Annotated in this window: 18 protein-coding genes and 1 riboswitch; of the genes, 14 read left to right on the plus strand and 4 right to left on the minus strand. The window is 70.7% G+C overall.

The window, feature by feature from the left end:
* The 3 genes from ACZ4M5_RS24005 to ACZ4M5_RS24015 form a co-directional block, all read left to right on the plus strand.
* Window positions 1–773 (plus strand): cytochrome c oxidase subunit I (locus ACZ4M5_RS24005; RefSeq protein WP_467739885.1); only part of this gene is annotated, 773 nt, incomplete at its 5' end.
* On the plus strand, window positions 770–1,168 hold the full coding sequence (locus ACZ4M5_RS24010; protein WP_467739886.1) for a cytochrome c oxidase subunit 4: 399 nt from the start codon (window positions 770–772) through the stop codon (window positions 1,166–1,168). The genes ACZ4M5_RS24005 and ACZ4M5_RS24010, both read left to right, overlap by 4 nt.
* 143 nt (window positions 1,169–1,311) lie before the next feature.
* Complete coding sequence (locus tag ACZ4M5_RS24015; protein WP_467739887.1) at window positions 1,312–2,562, plus strand: L,D-transpeptidase; 1,251 nt, start codon at window positions 1,312–1,314, stop codon at window positions 2,560–2,562.
* A 26-nt stretch (window positions 2,563–2,588) separates the two neighbouring features.
* On the opposite strand, the gene ACZ4M5_RS24020 is transcribed toward ACZ4M5_RS24015, so the two are convergent.
* A complete protein-coding gene (locus tag ACZ4M5_RS24020; RefSeq protein ID WP_398111193.1) occupies window positions 2,589–2,990 on the minus strand; it encodes a response regulator in 402 nt (133 codons plus the stop codon).
* Between the two features lie 145 nt (window positions 2,991–3,135).
* Here ACZ4M5_RS24020 and ctaE point away from each other — a divergent pair, with 145 nt between their 5' ends.
* The 6 genes from ctaE (at window position 3,136) to ACZ4M5_RS24050 (ending at window position 10,452) form a co-directional block, all read left to right on the plus strand.
* Entirely contained in the window at window positions 3,136–3,756 is a 621-nt protein-coding gene (gene ctaE, locus ACZ4M5_RS24025) for an aa3-type cytochrome oxidase subunit III (protein WP_010048918.1), read from the plus strand.
* A gap of 81 nt (window positions 3,757–3,837) precedes the next feature.
* Window positions 3,838–4,650, plus strand: a complete 813-nt coding sequence (gene qcrC / locus ACZ4M5_RS24030; protein ID WP_467739888.1) for a cytochrome bc1 complex diheme cytochrome c subunit — start codon at window positions 3,838–3,840, stop codon at window positions 4,648–4,650.
* A complete protein-coding gene (qcrA, locus tag ACZ4M5_RS24035) occupies window positions 4,647–5,714 on the plus strand; it encodes a cytochrome bc1 complex Rieske iron-sulfur subunit (RefSeq protein ID WP_467739889.1) in 1,068 nt (355 codons plus the stop codon). Before qcrC ends, qcrA begins: the two co-directional genes overlap by 4 nt.
* The gene (gene qcrB / locus ACZ4M5_RS24040; protein WP_467739890.1) at window positions 5,711–7,333 is read left to right on the plus strand and encodes a cytochrome bc1 complex cytochrome b subunit; all 1,623 of its coding nucleotides are present in this window, start codon (window positions 5,711–5,713) and stop codon (window positions 7,331–7,333) included. The genes qcrA and qcrB overlap by 4 nt, the downstream gene beginning before the upstream one ends.
* Before the next feature lie 136 nt (window positions 7,334–7,469).
* Window positions 7,470–8,534, plus strand: coding sequence for an anthranilate phosphoribosyltransferase (trpD, locus tag ACZ4M5_RS24045; protein WP_467739891.1), 1,065 nt, complete (start codon window positions 7,470–7,472; stop codon window positions 8,532–8,534).
* A 253-nt stretch (window positions 8,535–8,787) separates the two neighbouring features.
* A riboswitch (SAM riboswitch) is annotated at window positions 8,788–8,904 on the plus strand.
* A gap of 180 nt (window positions 8,905–9,084) precedes the next feature.
* The gene (locus ACZ4M5_RS24050) at window positions 9,085–10,452 is read left to right on the plus strand and encodes an aminotransferase class V-fold PLP-dependent enzyme (RefSeq protein ID WP_467739892.1); all 1,368 of its coding nucleotides are present in this window, start codon (window positions 9,085–9,087) and stop codon (window positions 10,450–10,452) included.
* Window positions 10,453–10,462: 10 nt separating this feature from the next.
* On the opposite strand, the gene ACZ4M5_RS24055 is transcribed toward ACZ4M5_RS24050, so the two are convergent.
* Window positions 10,463–10,744: an Lrp/AsnC family transcriptional regulator gene (locus ACZ4M5_RS24055; RefSeq protein ID WP_376323652.1), complete on the minus strand. Its 282-nt coding sequence runs from the start codon at window positions 10,742–10,744 to the stop codon at window positions 10,463–10,465.
* On the minus strand, window positions 10,741–11,502 hold the full coding sequence (locus ACZ4M5_RS24060; protein ID WP_467739893.1) for a rhomboid family intramembrane serine protease: 762 nt from the start codon (window positions 11,500–11,502) through the stop codon (window positions 10,741–10,743). The genes ACZ4M5_RS24055 and ACZ4M5_RS24060 overlap by 4 nt, the downstream gene beginning before the upstream one ends.
* Before the next feature lie 158 nt (window positions 11,503–11,660).
* On the opposite strand from ACZ4M5_RS24060, the gene ACZ4M5_RS24065 reads away from it, so the two are divergent.
* The 5 genes from ACZ4M5_RS24065 (at window position 11,661) to ACZ4M5_RS24085 (ending at window position 17,019) form a co-directional block, all read left to right on the plus strand.
* Window positions 11,661–11,900: a hypothetical protein gene (locus ACZ4M5_RS24065; protein WP_114251597.1), complete on the plus strand. Its 240-nt coding sequence runs from the start codon at window positions 11,661–11,663 to the stop codon at window positions 11,898–11,900.
* 36 nt (window positions 11,901–11,936) lie between these two features.
* Window positions 11,937–13,280: an NYN domain-containing protein gene (locus ACZ4M5_RS24070; protein ID WP_467739894.1), complete on the plus strand. Its 1,344-nt coding sequence runs from the start codon at window positions 11,937–11,939 to the stop codon at window positions 13,278–13,280.
* 252 nt (window positions 13,281–13,532) lie between these two features.
* Window positions 13,533–14,573, plus strand: a complete 1,041-nt coding sequence (locus ACZ4M5_RS24075) for a C40 family peptidase (RefSeq protein WP_467739895.1) — start codon at window positions 13,533–13,535, stop codon at window positions 14,571–14,573.
* 221 nt (window positions 14,574–14,794) lie between these two features.
* Window positions 14,795–15,802: a C40 family peptidase gene (locus tag ACZ4M5_RS24080; protein ID WP_467739896.1), complete on the plus strand. Its 1,008-nt coding sequence runs from the start codon at window positions 14,795–14,797 to the stop codon at window positions 15,800–15,802.
* 32 nt (window positions 15,803–15,834) lie between these two features.
* The gene (locus ACZ4M5_RS24085; RefSeq protein WP_467739897.1) at window positions 15,835–17,019 is read left to right on the plus strand and encodes a hypothetical protein; all 1,185 of its coding nucleotides are present in this window, start codon (window positions 15,835–15,837) and stop codon (window positions 17,017–17,019) included.
* On the opposite strand, the gene ACZ4M5_RS24090 is transcribed toward ACZ4M5_RS24085, so the two are convergent.
* Window positions 17,007–18,311: a glycosyltransferase 87 family protein gene (locus ACZ4M5_RS24090; RefSeq protein WP_467739898.1), complete on the minus strand. Its 1,305-nt coding sequence runs from the start codon at window positions 18,309–18,311 to the stop codon at window positions 17,007–17,009. The two genes, ACZ4M5_RS24085 and ACZ4M5_RS24090, sit on opposite strands and share 13 nt — an antisense overlap.
* Between the last annotated feature and the right edge of the window lie 92 nt (window positions 18,312–18,403).

An 18,403-nucleotide genomic window follows, 5' to 3' on the forward strand; every position in this document is an offset into this window, starting at 1 on the left:
CCGGTGGTGTGCTGCTGCCGTTCTTCTCCTTCATGACGTTCCTCATCGCCGTCCCCACCGGCGTGAAGTTCTTCAACTGGATCGGCACCATGTGGAAGGGCTCGCTGTCCTTCGAGACGCCGATGCTCTGGGCGACCGGCTTCCTGATCACCTTCACCTTCGGTGGTCTGACCGGTGTCATCCTGGCCTCGCCGCCGATGGACTTCCACGTCTCCGACTCGTACTTCGTGGTGGCCCACTTCCACTACGTCGTCTTCGGCACCGTGGTGTTCGCGATGTTCTCCGGCTTCCACTTCTGGTGGCCGAAGTGGACCGGCAAGATGCTGGACGAGCGCCTGGGCAAGATCACCTTCTGGACGCTGTTCATCGGCTTCCACGGCACGTTCCTGGTCCAGCACTGGCTGGGTGCCGAGGGCATGCCGCGCCGGTACGCCGACTACCTGGCGGCCGACGGCTTCACCGCGCTGAACACGATCTCGACGATCAGCTCGTTCCTGCTCGGCATGTCGATCCTGCCGTTCCTCTACAACGTCTGGAAGACCGCCAAGTACGGCAAGCCCGTCGGCGTCGACGACCCGTGGGGCTACGGGCGCTCCCTGGAGTGGGCCACCTCCTGCCCGCCGCCGCGGCACAACTTCATCACCATGCCGCGGATCCGCAGCGAATCCCCGGCGTTCGACCTGCACCACCCGGAGATCGCAGCTCTCGACCAGCTCGAGAACGTGGGCCACGGCGACAAGGCCCTCGCTGGCGGCAAGGAGGCCGGCAAGTGAAGATCCAGGGCAAGATGTTCATGTGGCTGAGCGTCTTCATCCTCGTCATGGCGATCGTCTATGGCGTGTGGTCGAAGGAGCCGGCCGGCACCACGGCCCTCTTCCTGGCCTTCGGCCTCGCGATCATGATCGGCTTCTACCTCGGCTTCACGGCCAAGCGGGTGGACGTCGGCGCGCAGGACGACAAGGAGGCGGACGTCGCGGACGACGCCGGCGAGGTCGGGTTCTTCAGCCCGCACAGCTGGCAGCCGCTCTTCCTGGGCATCGGCGGCGCCCTCGCCTTCCTGGCGGTCGCCATCGGCTGGTGGCTGATGTACTTCTCGCTGCCGGTCATCCTGATCGCCGTCTGGGGCTGGGTCTTCGAGTACTACCGCGGTGAGAACCGCACCCAGTAGGACACACGAGCGCCGCAGGGGCCCGGACACTCCGAGAGGAGTGTCCGGGCCCCTGTTGTCGTGTCCGCCGTCCACCGCAATGCGTGTCACTCGTACGAGTCATCCGGCGTGCCGCGATTGACGCCGCTTCCTAGCGTGAGGTCATGAGCCACACAGCGAACTCCCGCCCCGTCGTCAGCTGCACGCTGCTGGTGATAGCCCTCTGCGCGGGCGTCACCGCCTGCGGCTCGGACGGCGACCCGCTCTCCGCCCGCCCCTACGACGCGGCGGACCAGATCTCCTTCAACGCCCCCACCGAGGGGAACAGGAAGGCCGACCCGGACAAGCCCCTCGAAGTGGTCGCCGAGGACTCCGACGGACGCATCACCGACGTCACGGCCTACGACGCCTCAGGGCGCTACGTGGCGGGCGAACTCGCCGCCGACGGGCGCCGCTGGCACAGCACCTCCCCGCTGGCCGCCGACGCCGGCTACACGGTCCGGGTGAGCACCGAGAACGAGGACGGGGAGCCCGGCCGCAAGGTCATCACCTTCGACACCGGAAAGCCCACCGTCAAGAAGCGCCTGGACGTCGCGTTCGGCCCGAAGAAGGGCACGTACGGCGTCGGCCAGCCCGTCACGGCCGAGCTGAGCCAGCCCGTGAAGGACCCCGCCCAGCGGGCCGTCGTGGAGCGCGCCCTCAAGGTCACCTCCACGCCCGCCACCGAGGGCGCCTGGCACTGGGTGGACGACAAGAAGCTCCACTACCGCCCCAAGGACTACTGGCCGGCCCAGGCCACCGTCCAGGTCCGCAGCAACCTGGAGGGCATCAAGGTCGGCGACCGCATGTGGGGCGGCAAGGCCAAGCCGCTGACCCTCACCACCGGCGACAAGCTGGTGGCCGTCACGGACGCCGCGGCCCACCGGATGACCGTCTACAAGAACGACGAGGTCATCCGCGAGATACCCGTCACCACGGGCATGCCCGGCTACGACACCCGCAACGGCGTCAAGGTCGTCCTCGCCAAGGAGGGCACCGTCCGCATGACCAGCGCCAGCATCGGCGCCTCGGACTTCTACGACCTGATCGTCCACCACTCGGTCCGGGTCACCAACAGCGGCGAGTACGTCCACGCCGCCCCCTGGTCGGTCGGCTCCCAGGGCTTCGCCAACGTCAGCCACGGCTGCACCGGCATGAGCACCGAGAACGCCGCCTGGTTCTACGACACCGTCCGCGAGGGCGACATCGTCGAGGTCGTCAACTCCGGCGGTGACACGATGGCCCCGTTCGGCAACGGCTTCGGCGACTGGAACCTCGACTGGGCGAAGTGGCGCACCGGCAGCGCGCTGGTGGGCGGCACGTCCGACGGGGCCGCACAGGCCGACACGGCCCGCCTGACGCCGCAGAGCGTGTGAGCGGCCCGCACAGGCTCCCCGGGCTCCTAGGCCTTGAGAGCGGCCTTCTCCCGCAGCAGGGAAGCCAGCGCGGAGGCGAACTCGACCGGATCCACCGGCAGCGTCACCGCCGCCTCCGCGCGGCTCCACGTCGCCAGCCACGCGTCCTGCGGCCGGCCGATCAGCAGCAGCACCGGCGGGCAGTCGAAGACCTCGTCCTTGATCTGCCGGCAGACGCCCATGCCGCCCATGGGCACGGCCTCGCCGTCCAGGACGCAGACGTCGATCCCGCCCTTGTCCAGTTCCTTCACCACCGCCGCGGGGGTCGCGCACTCCACGAACTCCACGACGGGCACGTCGGGTGCCGGCCGCCGTCCCGTGGCGAGCCGTACCTGCTCGCGGGTGTGGGAGTCGTCGCTGTAGACCAGCACCGTGGCGGTCGGCTGCATTGTTCCTCCGTGACGTCAGCGTCGTAAGGACAGGCCCGTTGGGCCGGATGCTACTCCCTTGAACACCACGTCAACACCGGTACGAACGGGTTAGACACTCCGAACGGCACCCCCCGGAGTGAGGGCGGGATAAGCGACCGACATAATGTCGGTCGTGGCGACAGCAACGACAGTAGAAACCGGGCACGCGCACCCGTCGGTCAACCGGCCGAACCTCACCAGCGTCGGAACCATCATCTGGCTGAGTTCCGAGCTGATGTTCTTCGCGGCCCTCTTCGCGATGTACTTCACCCTGCGATCGGTGACGGGTCCCGATCACTGGAAGGAGATGGCGAGCCATCTCAACTTCCCGTTCTCGGCGACGAACACCACGATCCTGGTGCTCTCCTCGCTCACCTGCCAGCTCGGCGTCTTCGCCGCCGAGCGCGGTGACGTGAAGAAGCTGCGGATGTGGTTCATCGTCACCTTCGTGATGGGTGCGATCTTCATCGGCGGTCAGGTCTTCGAGTACACGGAGCTGGTCAAGGAGGCGGGCCTGTCCCTGTCCTCCGACCCGTACGGCTCGGTGTTCTACCTGACCACCGGTTTCCACGGCCTGCACGTGACAGGCGGTCTCATCGCCTTCCTGCTGGTCCTGGGCCGGACCTACGCGGCCCGGAGGTTCACCCACGAGCAGGCGACCGCTGCGATCGTCGTGTCCTACTACTGGCACTTCGTCGATGTCGTCTGGATCGGCCTCTTCGCCACGATCTACATGATCAAGTAGCAGGGCCCCCAACCGCGCGTGCTCGACGAAGCGCGCATCCCAGAAGCATCGACGCAGAAGATCCTGACACCGGGGTAATCCGTGAAAAAGCTCTCCGCACGACGACGCCACCCGTTGGCGGCGCTCGTGGTCCTACTCCTCGCGCTGGCATGCACCGGGGGGCTGTACGCCGTGTTCGCACCCGCGGACAAGGCGCAGGCCGACGAAACCGCCCAGTCCCTCACCATCGAGGAGGGCAAGAAGCTCTACGCCGTCGGCTGCGCCAGTTGCCACGGCACCGGCGGTCAGGGCACCTCCGACGGGCCGAGCCTGGTGGGTGTGGGCGCCGCGGCCGTCGACTTCCAGGTGGGCACGGGCCGTATGCCGGCCGCCACCTCCCAGGGCCCCCAGGTCCCGGAGAAGAAGAACATCTACTCGCAGGCCGAGATCGACCAGCTCGCGGCGTACATCGCCTCGCTGGGCGCCGGTCCGTCCGTTCCGACGGAGGAGCAGTACGGCCCCGAGGGTGCCGACATCGCCAAGGGCGGTGAACTGTTCCGCACCAACTGCGCGCAGTGCCACAACTTCACCGGCAAGGGCGGCGCGCTCACGCACGGCAAGTACGCGCCGACCCTCGAGGGCGTCACCCCGAAGCACATCTACGAGGCCATGCAGACCGGCCCGCAGAACATGCCGTCCTTCCCCGACACCACGCTGACGGAGAAGAACAAGAAGGACATCATCGCGTACCTCGACGCGGTCAACAGCGAGAAGACCGAGAGCCCCGGCGGCCTCGAGCTGGGCGGTCTCGGGCCGGTCAGCGAGGGTCTGTTCGGCTGGATCTTCGGTCTCGGCGGACTGATCGCCGTCGCCGTATGGGTCGCCGCCCGGACCGCAAAGGCCAAGAAGTCATGAGTAGCCAAGACATTCCAGAAGAGAACCTGCCCGCCGCGCAGTCCGCAGGACACGACGAGCACGGCGTGGTGAGCGTCGCGGACGACAAGCACCCGTTCGCCGACCCGGGCCTGCCGCCCCACGAGCACCGGATCCAGGACATCGACGAGCAGGCCGCCAAGCGGTCCGAGCGCTCGGTCGCCCTGATGTTCACGGTGTCGATGCTGGCCACCATCGCCTTCATCGCTGCGTTCGTGGCGATCCCGGTCGACAAGTCGGTCTACATCTTCCCGCTGGGCCACATCAGCGCGCTGAACTTCGCGCTGGGCGTCACGCTCGGCATCGCGCTGTTCTGCATCGGCGCGGGCGCCGTCCACTGGGCCCGCACCCTGATGTCGGACGTGGAGATCGCCGACGAGCGTCACCCGATCGAGGCGGCGCCCGAAGTCCGCGAGAAGGTCTTCGCCGATTTCAAGCAGGGCGCCAAGGAGTCCGCGCTCGGCCGTCGCAAGCTGATCCGCAACACCATGCTCGGCGCGCTGACGCTGGTCCCGCTCTCCGGTGTCGTGCTGCTGCGCGACCTCGGCCCGCTGCCCGGCGAGAAGCTCCGCCACACCCTGTGGTCCAAGGGCAAGCTGCTCGTCAACATGAACACCAACGAGCCGCTGCGTCCCTCCGACGTCGCGGTCGGTTCGCTGACCTTCGCCAAGCCCGAGGGCCTGGAGGAGCACGACCACGACTTCCAGAACGAGATCGCCAAGGCCGCCCTGATGATCGTCCGGATCCAGCCGGACAACATCAAGGACAAGCGCGAGCTCGAGTGGTCGCACGAGGGCATCGTCGCGTACTCGAAGATCTGCACCCACGTGGGCTGCCCGATCTCCCTGTACGAGCAGCAGACGCACCACGTGCTCTGCCCCTGCCACCAGTCCACCTTCGACCTGTCCGACGGTGCCCGAGTGATCTTCGGTCCCGCCGGTCACGCCCTGCCGCAGCTGCGCATCGGCGTGAACGACGAGGGCTACCTCGAGGCGCTCGGCGACTTCGAAGAGCCCGTCGGTCCTGCCTTCTGGGAGCGCGGATGAGTAACAAGGACGACCGCCGCAAGGCACCCGCCGGAGAGCGGGTCGCCGACTGGGCCGACGGCCGCCTGGGGATCTACTCCCTGGCCAAGGCCAACATGCGCAAGATCTTCCCGGACCACTGGTCCTTCATGCTCGGTGAGATCTGCCTCTACAGCTTCATCATCATCATCCTGACGGGTGTGTACCTGACACTGTTCTTCCACCCGTCGATGAACGAGGTGGAGTACCACGGCAGTTACGTCCCGCTCCAGGGGCAGCTGATGTCGGAGGCGTTCGCCTCCACGCTGGACATCAGCTTCGACGTCCGCGGCGGTCTGCTGATCCGGCAGATCCACCACTGGGCGGCGATCATCTTCCTCGCCGGCATGTTCGTGCACATGATGCGCGTCTTCTTCACCGGCGCGTTCCGCAAGCCGCGCGAGATCAACTGGCTGTTCGGCTTCCTGCTGTTCGTCCTCGGCATGTTCACCGGTTTCACCGGCTACTCGCTCCCGGACGACCTGCTCTCCGGCACCGGTGTCCGCTTCACGCAGGGCGCGATCCTGTCCGTGCCGATCGTGGGCACGTACATCTCGATGTTCCTGTTCGGCGGGGAGTTCCCGGGAACCGACTTCGTCGCCCGGTTCTACTCGATCCACATCCTGCTGCTGCCGGGCATCATGCTCGGGCTCGTGGTCGGCCACCTGATCCTGGTCTTCTACCACAAGCACACGCAGTTCGCGGGTCCCGGACGGACCAACAAGAACGTCGTCGGCATGCCACTGCTGCCGGTCTACATGGCCAAGGCCGGAGGCTTCTTCTTCCTGGTCTTCGGTGTCATCGCGGCCATCGCCGGCATCGCGACCGTCAACCCGATCTGGGTCCTGGGCCCCTACCGTCCCGACCAGGTGTCGACCGGTGCCCAGCCCGACTGGTACATGGGCTTCGCCGAGGGTCTGGTCCGCGCCATGCCGGGCTGGGAGATCAACTTCTGGGGTCACACGCTCGTCCTTGGCGTGTTCATCCCGCTGGTCCTCTTCGGCCTGTTCCTCGCGATCATCGCCCTGTACCCGTTCATCGAGTCGTGGATCACCGGGGACAAGCGCGAGCACCACATCCTGGACCGCCCGCGCAACGCCCCGACCCGCACGGCCGTGGGTGTCGCCTGGGTCACCGGCTACGTGATCATGCTGATCGGCGGTGGCAACGACATCGTCGCGACCCACTTCCACCTGTCGATCAACGCGGTCACCTGGTTCGTCCGGATCGGGTTCTTCCTCGGCCCGGTCGTCGCCTTCGTCGTCACCAAGCGCATCTGCCTCGGCCTGCAGCGCCGGGACAAGGAGAAGGTGCTGCACGGCCGCGAGTCGGGCATCATCAAGCGCCTGCCGCACGGTGAGTTCATCGAGGTGCACGAGCCGCTCAGCCAGGAGCAGATGTACACGCTCACGGCGCACGAGCAGTACCAGCCGGCCGAGATCGGCCCGACGGTCGACGAGAACGGCGTCGAGCGCAAGGTGAAGGGTTCCGAGAAGCTGCGCGCCAAGCTCAGCGACGCCTACTACGGCGACGGTTCCCAGATCGCCAAGCCCACCGTCGAGGAGTACCGGGAGATCACGAGCGGCCACGGCCACCACTGATCACTGCTTCGCCACGCCACCGAAGGGCCTCGTCCGGTGTACGGACGGGGCCCTTCGCCCTGTCCGGGGCTGGATAGGGTGGACGCGTCGAGACATTCCGTCCCGCAGTGCGGGACATCTGACCCTGGAGCGGCTTATGAGCGCTGTGACCCCCGCCGGAGGCGACACCGCGGCGGCCCGCTCCTGGCCCCTGCTGCTGAACGGCCTGCTTCAGGGCCGGGACCTGACCGCCGACGACACCGCGTGGGCGATGGACCTGATCATGCGCGGCGAGGCCACGGACGCGCAGATCGCCGGTTTCGTGGTCGCGCTGCGCGCCAAGGGTGAGACCGTCGAGGAGATCTCCGGGTTCGTCCGGGCGATGTACGCGCACGCCAACGTGATCGAGGTGCCCGGACCGGCCGTCGACATCGTCGGCACGGGCGGCGACGGTGCGAAGACCGTCAACATCTCCACGATGTCGGCCATCGTCATCGCCGGCACGGGCGCCAAGGTCGTCAAGCACGGCAACCGGGCCGCCTCCTCGGCGTCCGGGGCCTCGGACGTCCTGGAGAAGCTCGGCGTCAACCTGGAACTGCCGACGCACCGGGTGGCCGGCGTGGCCGAGGAGGCGGGCATCACCTTCTGCTTCGCGGCGAAGTTCCACCCCTCGATGCGCTACGCGGGTGCGGCCCGCGGCCAGTTGGGCATCCGGACGATCTTCAACGTCCTGGGCCCGCTGACCAACCCCGCCAAGGTCCGCGCCCAGGCGGTGGGCGTGGCCGACCCGCGCATGGCGCCGATCGTCGCGGGCGTGTTCGCCGGGCGCGGTCACTCGTCCCTGGTCTTCCGCGGCGACGACGGCCTCGACGAGCTGACCACCACGTCCACCTCCCGGGTCTGGACCGTCCGGGACGGCACGGTGACCGAGGAGGCCTTCGACCCGCGTGACGTGGGTCTGGAGCTGGTCCCGGTCGAGGCGCTGCGCGGCGCGGACGCCTCCTACAACGCCGAGGTCGCCCGTCGCCTCCTGGACGGCGAGACGGGCCCGGTGCGGGACGCCGTCCTGCTCAACTCGGCGGCGGCCCTGGTGGCGCTGGAGCCGGGCACGGGGACGCTGGCCGAGCAGATCGGCGCCGGCATGGCGAAGGCGGCGGAGTCGATCGACTCCGGGGCGGCCAAGCGGACCCTGGAGCGCTGGGTGGCCGCGACCAACGCCTAGGTCGTGTCCGCAAAGTCCCGTCGTTCGCCCGGAGGGCGGGCCCCGCGGCGTCTGGTGCGTGCTCTCGGCGTGCCGGGCGGAGTCCCTCGTACTGGATCGTACTTGGGGCTTCGTCCGGTGCGGCGAGAGTGCGTGCCAGGCGTCGCGGGGCAGGCGGGACTTTGCGGACACGACCTAGCGGCTGCGACGAGGGCGTCCCGCGATCCGGACTCGGGTTGCGGGGCGCCGATCTCTTCGCGTACGTTCCTGAACAGGTCATGAGTGACAGTCATGAGGCCCCGGCCGACTGTCCGGCAACCCTCCGTCCGTGGCGGGGTGCCCCGGGTGAAGACCGGGCCGCAGGCAGCGAGGTCTGCGGCAAGCGCGGACCCCTCGCACGCTTTTGACAAGTGTGGGGCCAGGGGTCCTGGTCGTCGAGGAGTTCTCCGTGAGTCAGCGAATGCGATAGGGCCGCAGAGCCCCGCCTCCGCATCCCTCTTTCTTTCCTCACCCCCCGTCGGCAGCCCTCCGGGCCCGCGGGTGGTCCCGCCTGATCTCACGGGAGTTCACCATGTCCGTCTCCACCGTTGCCGCCGAACAGTCCGTTTGTGCCCCGCTGCCCGTTCTGGGGCGGGATGTCACCGTGCCGCTGGTGACCGGCGGAGAGGTCACCTACGCCGCGCTCGACTACGCGGCCAGCGCCCCGGCGCTCCAGCGGGTCTGGGACGACGTCGCCGCCTACGCGCCCTACTACGGCAGTGTCCACCGGGGCGCCGGGTACCTGTCCCAGCTGTCCACCGACCTCTTCGAGAACGCCCGCCGCACGGTCGCGGAGTTCCTCGGCTGCCGGGACGGCGACCAGGTGGTGTTCACCCGGTCCACCACCGACTCCCTCAACCTCCTCGCCGCCGCCCTGCCGGAGGACTGCCGGGTCTTCGTCTTCGAGACCGAGCACCACGCCTCCCTGCTGCCCTGGCGCGACGCCCACGTCACCTGCCTCGACGCCCCGAGGAGCCACGTCGAGGCCGTCGAGACCCTGGAGCGGGCCCTGGCCGACCGGGACCCCCACGGTCCGGCCCTGGTGTGCGTCACCGGTGCCTCCAACGTCACCGGTGAGCTGTGGCCCGTGCGGGAGCTCGCGGCGGCCGCGCACGCCCACGGCGCCCGGATCGTGCTCGACGCCGCCCAGCTGGCCCCGCACCACCCCGTCTCCGTCGCGGACCTCGACGTCGACTGGGTCGCCTTCTCCGGGCACAAGCTGTACGCGCCCTTCGGCTCCGGCGTGCTCGCAGGCCGGTCCGACTGGCTGCGCGCGGCCGAGCCGTACCTCGCGGGCGGCGGCGCCTCGCGCACGGTCACGCGCCGGGAGGACGGCGGCGTCGACGTGGAGTGGCACGACAGCGCCGCCCGCCACGAGGCCGGCTCCCCGAACGTCATCGGCGCCTACTCCATCGCCTCCGCCTGCAAGACCCTCACCGAGGCCGGGTTCGACACGCTGGTCGCCCGCGAGCAGCACCTGATCGACCGGGTGCGCGCGGGGCTCGCCGAGGTGCCCGAGGTCCGGGTCCTGTCCCTCTTCGGCGACGACGCGCCGCGTGTCGGCGTGATCTCCTTCGTCGTGGACGGCTGGAACAGCTCCCACTTCGCCGCCGCGCTCTCCGCCGAGTACGGCATCGGCGTCCGCGACGGGCTGTTCTGCGCCCACCCGCTGGTGCGCACGCTGCTCGGCGGCGACCCGCAGCAGCAGGGCGCGTGCGGAGCGCCGGAGGCGGCGCCCGGCGAGAAGGCGCTCAACGCCATCCGGGTGAGCTTCGGCGCGGGCACGCCGGACGAGCACGTGGAGAGGTTCGTGCGGGCCGTGCGGGAGCTGGTGACCGACGGGGCGAAGTGGAACTACCGCACGGAGGACGGCCGTTGCGTGCCGGACACCTCCGCCTGAGCCGCCGTCCCTACGCGTCCAGGCCGATGGAGAACGCGGCCTCCAGGTCGTGCTGCGAGTAGGTGCGGAACGCCACGTGCGTGTCCGTGCCCTCCACACCGGGGATCTTGCTGATCCGGCCGGGGATGACCTCGGCCAGGTCCTCGTGCCGGCTCACCCGGACCATCGCGATCAGGTCGTAGGTGCCGGTGACGGAGAAGACCTCGCTGACGTTCTCCAGCGCCGCGATCGACTCAGCGATCTCGGGGATCCGGTCCACGCTGGTCTTGATGAGGACGATCGCGGTGATCACGGCTGGTTCTCTCCCTCGGGGGCCGGAGCAGGGGCGGTCCTCACTCTAGTAGGGCCGGTCGGGCGGCCGTAGCGGACGGACGCGTAGCCGAAACCCAGCCCGAACCCGATCAGGTGGGCCAGGTAGGCCACCCCGGGCCCGTCCGAGGCGCGCCCCGCCGCCAGCCACTGCAGGGCCGCCCAGAACGGCAGTACGACCCACGCCGGGAACCGCACCGGCAGGAAGAACAGGAACGGCAGGAGACTGGTCACCCGCGCCCGCGGGAACAGGTACAGGAACGCGCCGAGGACGGCGGAGATCGCCCCCGAGGCCCCGACCAGGGACTGCCCCGAGTCCGCGTTGGCGACGGCGTAGCCCAGCAGGGCCAGGCAGCCGCAGCCGGCGTAGAACAGCAGGAACTGCACGCGGCCCATCCGTTCCTCGGTCATCGCCCCGAAGACGTAGAGGAAGAGCATGTTGCCGAGCAGGTGCACCCAGCTGCCGTGGACGAACAGCGCGGTCACGGGGGTGAGCACCGAGCCGCCGGTGTGCGCGGAGCCGTCGAACAGCTCCGCGGGGATCACCCCCCAGCGGCGGAAGTAGGCCCGCTGCGCCGCCAGCAGCTCGTCGCCCGTGCCGTACGCCGGATTCAGGCCCGAACCGGGCCCGGCCAGGAAGGCCAGGCAGCACAGGGCGATCAGTGAGTACGTCACCGGTGCCGACGACCCCCGGGCCGCTCTGCCGGCCCGGACGAACGACGCGCTCCACTTGCGGATCATGGCTACAGAGCATGACGTAAGGGGACGCAGTCGGACAGACCGCCTCGCCGCCGTGGACACGTGGGCGGTGGGCATCCGCCAGGCCGTAGGGTTACGAGCCACACGCACCGGGGATGCCGGTGGCGTCACGGACACTATAGGAAAGAGAACAGGTCACGATGACGGTTCCCCTGCCGACCGCCGGGACGCGCTGGCGCTGCACCCTCTGCGGCAACCTCACGCGGTTCGACGTCACCCGCTCGTCGAAGGTCGTCGAGTACGTCCACCTCGACCTGGCCGGAGAGCCGAAGGTCGAGGAGCGCGAGGTGCTCAGTGAGACCATCGAGTCGGTGCGCTGCCGCTGGTGCAACGCGGTGGACCAGGTGGAACTCGTGGACAGGCCGGGCGCCGGCTCCTGAGAGGAGCAGGGCGCGCACAGCATTGGGGTGTGACGGATGGTGGAGACCACGGGCGGGGAGCCGGGCGACGGCGCCGCCGAGGTGCTCGACCGTCCGCTGCCCGACGGCGTGCGCCGCAGGGTCGTGCAGATCGTCTCCGACGGCTTCGGCTCGCTGACCGTCGGCGAGCTGCCCGCCCAGCTGCGGCAGTACGCCCGTTTCGCCCCCAACCGGCGGGCCAAGTTCGCCGGCAACGCCATGGCCTCGGCGCTGGAGACCGACCCGCTGTTCCGCCAGCGTATCGGGGAGAAGCTCAGAGAGACCCAGCCGGAGCTCACCGGCGCCCTCGACTCCGGCTCCCCGCCCCCGGCCGCGGACCCGCTCGACGTGGCGGCCGCGGCCTACGTACTGCGTCCGCCCGGCTGGGTGAAGCTGGTCGCGGCCGCCGGCGAGGAGGCCCAGCGGGCCGACGCCGAACGGGCCGACGAGGAGAGCCGGGCCGAGCTGGCGCGGCTGCGCGCCGAACTCGACCGGGCCCGGGAGGCGACCCGGACCGAGACCGAGCGGCTGCGCGCGGAGCTGGAGACGGCCAAGAAGGAGAGCGAGGCGCTGCACCGCAAGCTGCGCGCCGCCCTCAGCGACGTCAAGCGCGGCGAGGCCGCCCTGCGCAAGGCGCACGGCGAGATCGAGGCCGTGCGCGCCGAGGGGCACGCCCAGGTCTCCGCCGCCGAGAGCGAGACCCGGCGGCTGAAGGCGCGGCTCGGCGAGACCGAGGCGGCCCTGGAGGCCGCCCGGCGGGCCGCGCGCGAGGGCCGCAGCGTGGAGGACATGCGGGTGCGGCTGCTGCTGGACACCCTGCTGGACGCCACCCAGGGGCTGCGCCGCGAGCTGGCCCTGCCGCCGGTGTCGGTCCGCCCCGCCGAGACGGTGGACGCGGTCGAGCCGGGCCGGATGACGCCCAAGGACATCGCCGCCCGCGCCCTGTCGGAGAACGACCCCCAGGTCCTCGACCAGCTGCTCGCGCTGCCGCAGGCGCATCTCGTCGTCGACGGGTACAACGTCACCAAAACGGGTTATCCGCAGATGCCGCTGGAGAAGCAGCGTCTCAGGCTGCTCGGGCAGCTCTCCCAACTGGCCGCGCAGAGCGGCGCCGAGGTGACCTGCGTCTTCGACGGAGCCGAGCTGGCCGCACCGGTGCTGCTCGCGCCGCCGCGCGGGGTGCGGGTGCTGTTCTCGAAGCCGGGCGTCACCGCCGACGAGCTGATCCGGCAGCTGGTGCGCGCCGAACCCCCGGGCCGCCCCGTCATCGTGGCCTCCACCGACCGGGAGGTGGCCGACGGGGTCGCCCGCGCCGGTGCGCGGCCGGTGGCCTCGGCGATGCTCCTCAAGCGCCTTTCGTGAGCCTGTAGGGCGTACGCCCCCATGCGCAACGTCCGGGCGTGATGCCCGGATTGGTGAGGGCTGTGGGCCACGGTGCGTCAAGTGCGTCTCACCGCCTGTGAGTCCAGGGGAAAAGATGGCTTACCGTGACGCGAATTTTCATCTGAGGATTTGAACTGATCACAGGAAGGTCACTAGGGTCGGCCCCAACCTCCGCTCGGGTGATCACTCATCGGGAGAGACGGCGGAGGGGCCAGAAGGAGCTTTTCACCCGTGGCGTCCCACCGTCGTCCGAAGCAGCCCAGCCGCGCACGTGTGACCGTGCTGACCACCGCCGCCGCCGCTGCCGTCGCCTTCAGCTCGCAGGCCGCCAACGCGGCCCCCAGTGAGAAGCCGAGCAAGGACGAGGTCAAGACCAAGGTCGACAAGCTCTACGAGGAGGCCGAGAAGGCCACCGAGAAGTACAACGGCGCCAAGGAGAGGCAGGAGAAGCTCCAGAAGGAGATCTCCACCATCCAGGACAGCGTCGCCCGCGGCCAGGAGGAGCTCAACGAGCTGCGCGACAGCCTCGGCCTCGCCGCCGCCTCCCAGTACCGCACCGGCACGATCGACCCGTCCGTCCAGCTGTTCCTCTCCGCGGACCCGGACGACTACCTCGACAAGGCCTCCACGCTCGACCAGTTGAGCAGCCAGCAGGTCGAGGCGCTGAAGAAGGTCCAGGACAAGCAGCGCGAACTGGCCCAGGAACGCGCCGAGGCCGCCGAGAAGCTCAAGGACCTCGCCTCCACCCGGACCGAACTGGGCAAGAAGAAGACGGAAGTCCAGGGCAAGCTCGCCGCCGCGCAGAAGCTGCTCAACAGCCTCAGCGCCGCCGAGAAGGCCGCGCTGGCCGCCGAGGAGACCCGCGCCACCCGCGCCAGCGAGCGCGACGCCCTCGACGTCGACGTGCCGCCCGGCTCGGGCCGCGCCGCCGCCGCGTTCGCCTTCGCCCAGAGCCAGCTCGGCAAGCCCTACGTCTACGGTGCCACCGGCATGAGCTCCTTCGACTGCTCCGGCCTCACCTCCCGGGCCTACGCGGCCGCCGGCGTGCAGATCCCGCGCACGTCCGAGGCGCAGACCGGGGCCGGCACCAAGATCTACTCGGTCAGCCAGCTCAAGGTCGGCGACCTGGTGTTCTTCTTCAACGACCTGCACCACGTCGGCCTCTACGCCGGCAACGGGCAGATCATCCACGCCCCCCGCACCGGCACGGTCGTCCGCTACGAGTCGATGAACACCATCGGCGGCCCCTTCATGTTCGGCGTCCGGGTCTGACACCCGGACCGCCGGAACCGGTCCGGCTTCCCCCGGACCGGGAGATCACGTCCGCCGTTCGGGGGAATCCCGACAGCCCCGAGTGAGCCCGCGCCCCGCCGGTGACCTGCGTCAGCGGCGGGGCGTCGCGCCGCGTACCCCCGGACGGTCGTTGGCGGTCACCCGCCGCGGGGCTACTGTCTGCCGCGTTCATTCCGCCAGCGGAAGGAGAGCGGCTTCCCGTGGGGTCCCATCGCCGCCTTGCACCGTCCCGGCCCGACCGGGGCGCCGGTGCCGCGTTCGGCCTGCTGTCCGTGGCGGCCGCCGCACTGAGCACCGTCCCGGCCGCCGCCGCACCGCACGACGACACCCGGGCCACGGTGGACCGCCTCTTCGAGCAGGCGGAGCGGGCGACCGAGGCCTACAACGAGGCCGACGAGCGCGCCGACGCCCTGCGTGAGGAGGTCGGCACCGCCCGGGACCGGATCGCCCGCCAGCAGCAGCGCGTCAACTCCCTGCGCGAATCGCTAGGTTCACTGGCCGGAGCCCAGTACCGCTCGGGCGGTGTCGACCCCGCCGTCGAGCTGCTGTTCTCCGACGACCCGGACGACTACCTCGACCGGGCCGCCCGGCTCGACCGCCTCACCGCCCACCAGGCCCGTGAACTGAAGGAGTTGCAGGGCGCCTTGCGCGAACTCGCCCAGGACCGTGAGGAGACGGCGGACAAGCTCCGCGAACTGGAGCGCAGCCGCAAGGCCGTCGCCACCCACAAGAGGACCGTCGAGCACAAGCTCGTCACCGCCCGGCGGCTGCTCAACTCCCTGTCCGACGGCGAACGAGAGGCCTACGACCGGGCCTCCCGCGCCGGCCGCACCGACCTGCCCGCCCCCGGCGCCGCCGCCTCGGGTCGCGGGGCCGCCGCCGTAGCCGCCGCCCGCAGCGCCCTCGGCAAGCCCTACGTCTGGGGCGCCAACGGGCCCACCGGCTTCGACTGCTCGGGCCTGATGCAGTGGTCGTACGCGCAGGCCGGGGTGGCCCTGCCGCGCACCTCGCAGGCCCAGCGCTTCGCGGGGCGGCAGGTTCCGCTGTCCGAGGCGCGCCCCGGCGACCTGGTCGTCTACCGGTCCGACGCCAGCCACGTCGGGATGTACATGGGCAACGGCCAGGTCATCCACGCGCCCTACCCGGGAGCGCCCGTGCGCTACGACCCGGTCGGGATGATGCCGGTCTCCTCGGTCACCAGGGTCTGACCGGACCGGCCGGGCGCCCGTACGATCGGGAGGTGGCTGGTCGAAGGTCGGGGTCCGCGGTGCTGGTGCTCGTCCTGCTGCTCGTGGCCCTGGCCGGCTGCGGCGGGCCGTCCACCGCCGACAGCACCACCATCGACGTCCAGCGGCTGCTGGACCGCCGGGCCGCGGCCGTCCTGGACCGTGACGCACGGGCCTACGCCCGCACCGGCAAGGGAGTCGACTTCGGCCGGCTGCGCGCCGTGCCCCTGACCGCCTGGTCGTACCGCGTGACCGAGCTGCGCCGCACGGGCGGCACGGCCACCGCCGACGCCGAGCTGCGCTACCGCCTCGCCGGGTACGACCGGGCGCCGGTCACCGCCCGGCGCACCCTGCGGCTGAGCCGGGACGCCGACGGGGACTGGACCGTGGACGCCGAGCGGCCCGCCGAGAAGGCCGCGCAGCAGCTCTGGGACCAGGGGACCGTGCGGCTGGTCCGGGGCGAGCGCAGTCTGGTCCTGGGTGTCGGGCAGTCCGCCGGCGCGCTGCGCGACTTCGCCGGACTGGCCGACCGCGCGGTGCCGGCCGTGACGGACGCCTGGGGCGCGGACTGGAGCGGCCGGGTCGTCCTCCTGGTGCCCGACTCGCTGACGGGCATGGCGGGCCTGCTGGGCTCGCCCGCCTCCTCGTACCGGGGCATCGCGGCGGTCACCACCGGGGAGACCGGCGCTTCCGGCCGGTCCCCGGCCGACCGGATCATCGTCAACCCGGAGGCGTTCGCCCTCCTCGGCGGCCCCGGGGAGCAGGTCGTCGTCACCCACGAGACCACGCACGTCGCCACCCGCGCCCACACCGGCGCCGCGACACCCCTGTGGCTCTCCGAGGGGTATGCCGACTGGGTCGGCTACCGCGCGGCGGGCCGCGCCCCCGCCGAGGCCGCCCCGGAGCTGTCCCGGGCGGTGCGCCGGGGCGAGGTCCCGGCCGGACTCCCGTCGGACGAGGACTTCGGCTTCACGGGTGACGCGGGCCGGCTGGCCCGGTCCTACGAGAGCGGCTGGACGGCGTGCCTGATGATCGCGGGCCGCTGGGGCGAGGCCCGGCTGCGCGCCTTCTACCGGGCCGTGGGGGAGCACGGGACACGGGAGGGGGCGGTGGAGGGGGCGATGCGCGACGTCCTGGGCACGACGCCGCAGGCGTTCACCCGTGAGTGGCGGGCGTACCTGCGGGATCAGCTGGGCTGACCGGGCGGGAGCAGGTCGCCCGCCGCACGGCGCGCACCGGCGGGCTCCGGCTCGCCGGACACCCCGGACCGGTCGCGGTCGCCGCGGGCGGAACCGGCGGGCACCCGGGCGGAAGCCGCCCCCGGGACCGTCGCGCGCCACAGGACGCGCGCCGCGACCAGCGTGGCGGCCACCAGCAGGCCGTTGCGCAGGAACAGCAGGGTCAGCCCGAGGCCGTTGCTCGCCACCACGTCGGCGAAGTACAGCGGGAACTCCAGCACCGTCACGAAACACGCCACCAGCACCAGCGTCACGGGCAGGCGCATCCGGCTGCCCGGGAAGCACAGGCACACCGCCGCCAGACCGACCAGCCACACCATGTACTGCGGGCTGATCACCCGGCTCGTGGTGGTGAACATCAGCACGGCCACGAAGGCCGCGTCGGCGAGGGTGTGCTCCTCGAAGCGCCGGGCCAGCAGCCGCCACAGCACCAGCCAGCCGAAGGCCGCCCCGGTGAAGAACAGCGCCCCCGTGCTCACCTCGCTCACGTACGGGCCGAGGAACTCGATGGAGCCGTAGTTCAGCTTGATCTCGCCCTGCCAGCCGAAGTGCCGGGCGACGTGGAAGACCAGCGCGCCCAGCGACTCCACCTCCGTGCCCCGGTCCCGCTGGAAGGTCAGGAACGCGAACGGCCCCGGTATGGTCAGCAGGAACAGCGCCGACACCAGCAGACCGGTGCCCAGGGCCGACACCCAGGCGCTGCGGCGGCGCGCGGCCAGCAGCAGCATCGCCGGCCACACCTTCAGCAGCGCGCCGAAGGCCGCCAGCACGCCGAGCGTCCTCGGGTGCCGGACGCCCGCGAGCAGGGCGGCCACCGCGACCGCGGTGACCATCACGTCGTAGCGGGCGTAGACGGTGGGGCCCAGCAGCGGGACGCCGACGACCCACACCCAGGCACCGCGCGGGGACCGGCCCGGGCGGCGCCCGGCGTACGCCAGCAGCGCCAGGACGAGCAGGTCGGTGACGCAGACCAGGACGAAGAACGCCGTGGCGTAGTCGAGGAAGGGCAGCAGGCCGGGGGAGAGGATCGCCAGGGCGGCGGCCGGCGGGTACTGCCAGGTGACGTCCTCCAGCGGGAACGTTCCGCCGCGCAGCACGTCGTACCAGCCCTGGTAGATCACGTGCACGTCGCTGGTGACGTCCGGGCCGGGGAAGACGTACACCTTCAGCACCCACAGCAGCAGCAGCGTCCTCGTGAGACACCAGATCACCGGCAGCCATGCCAGGGACCGCCTCGTGCTCGTCGTCTCCACGTGATCCCTGTCCGTTCGGCTGCCGCGTCGATGGGGCCATGATGGGGCCGCCGCCTGTGAGCGTGCCACACCCGCCGCCGCGCGGGGGCCCG

The organism is Streptomyces sp. NPDC026246, assembly GCF_055567995.1.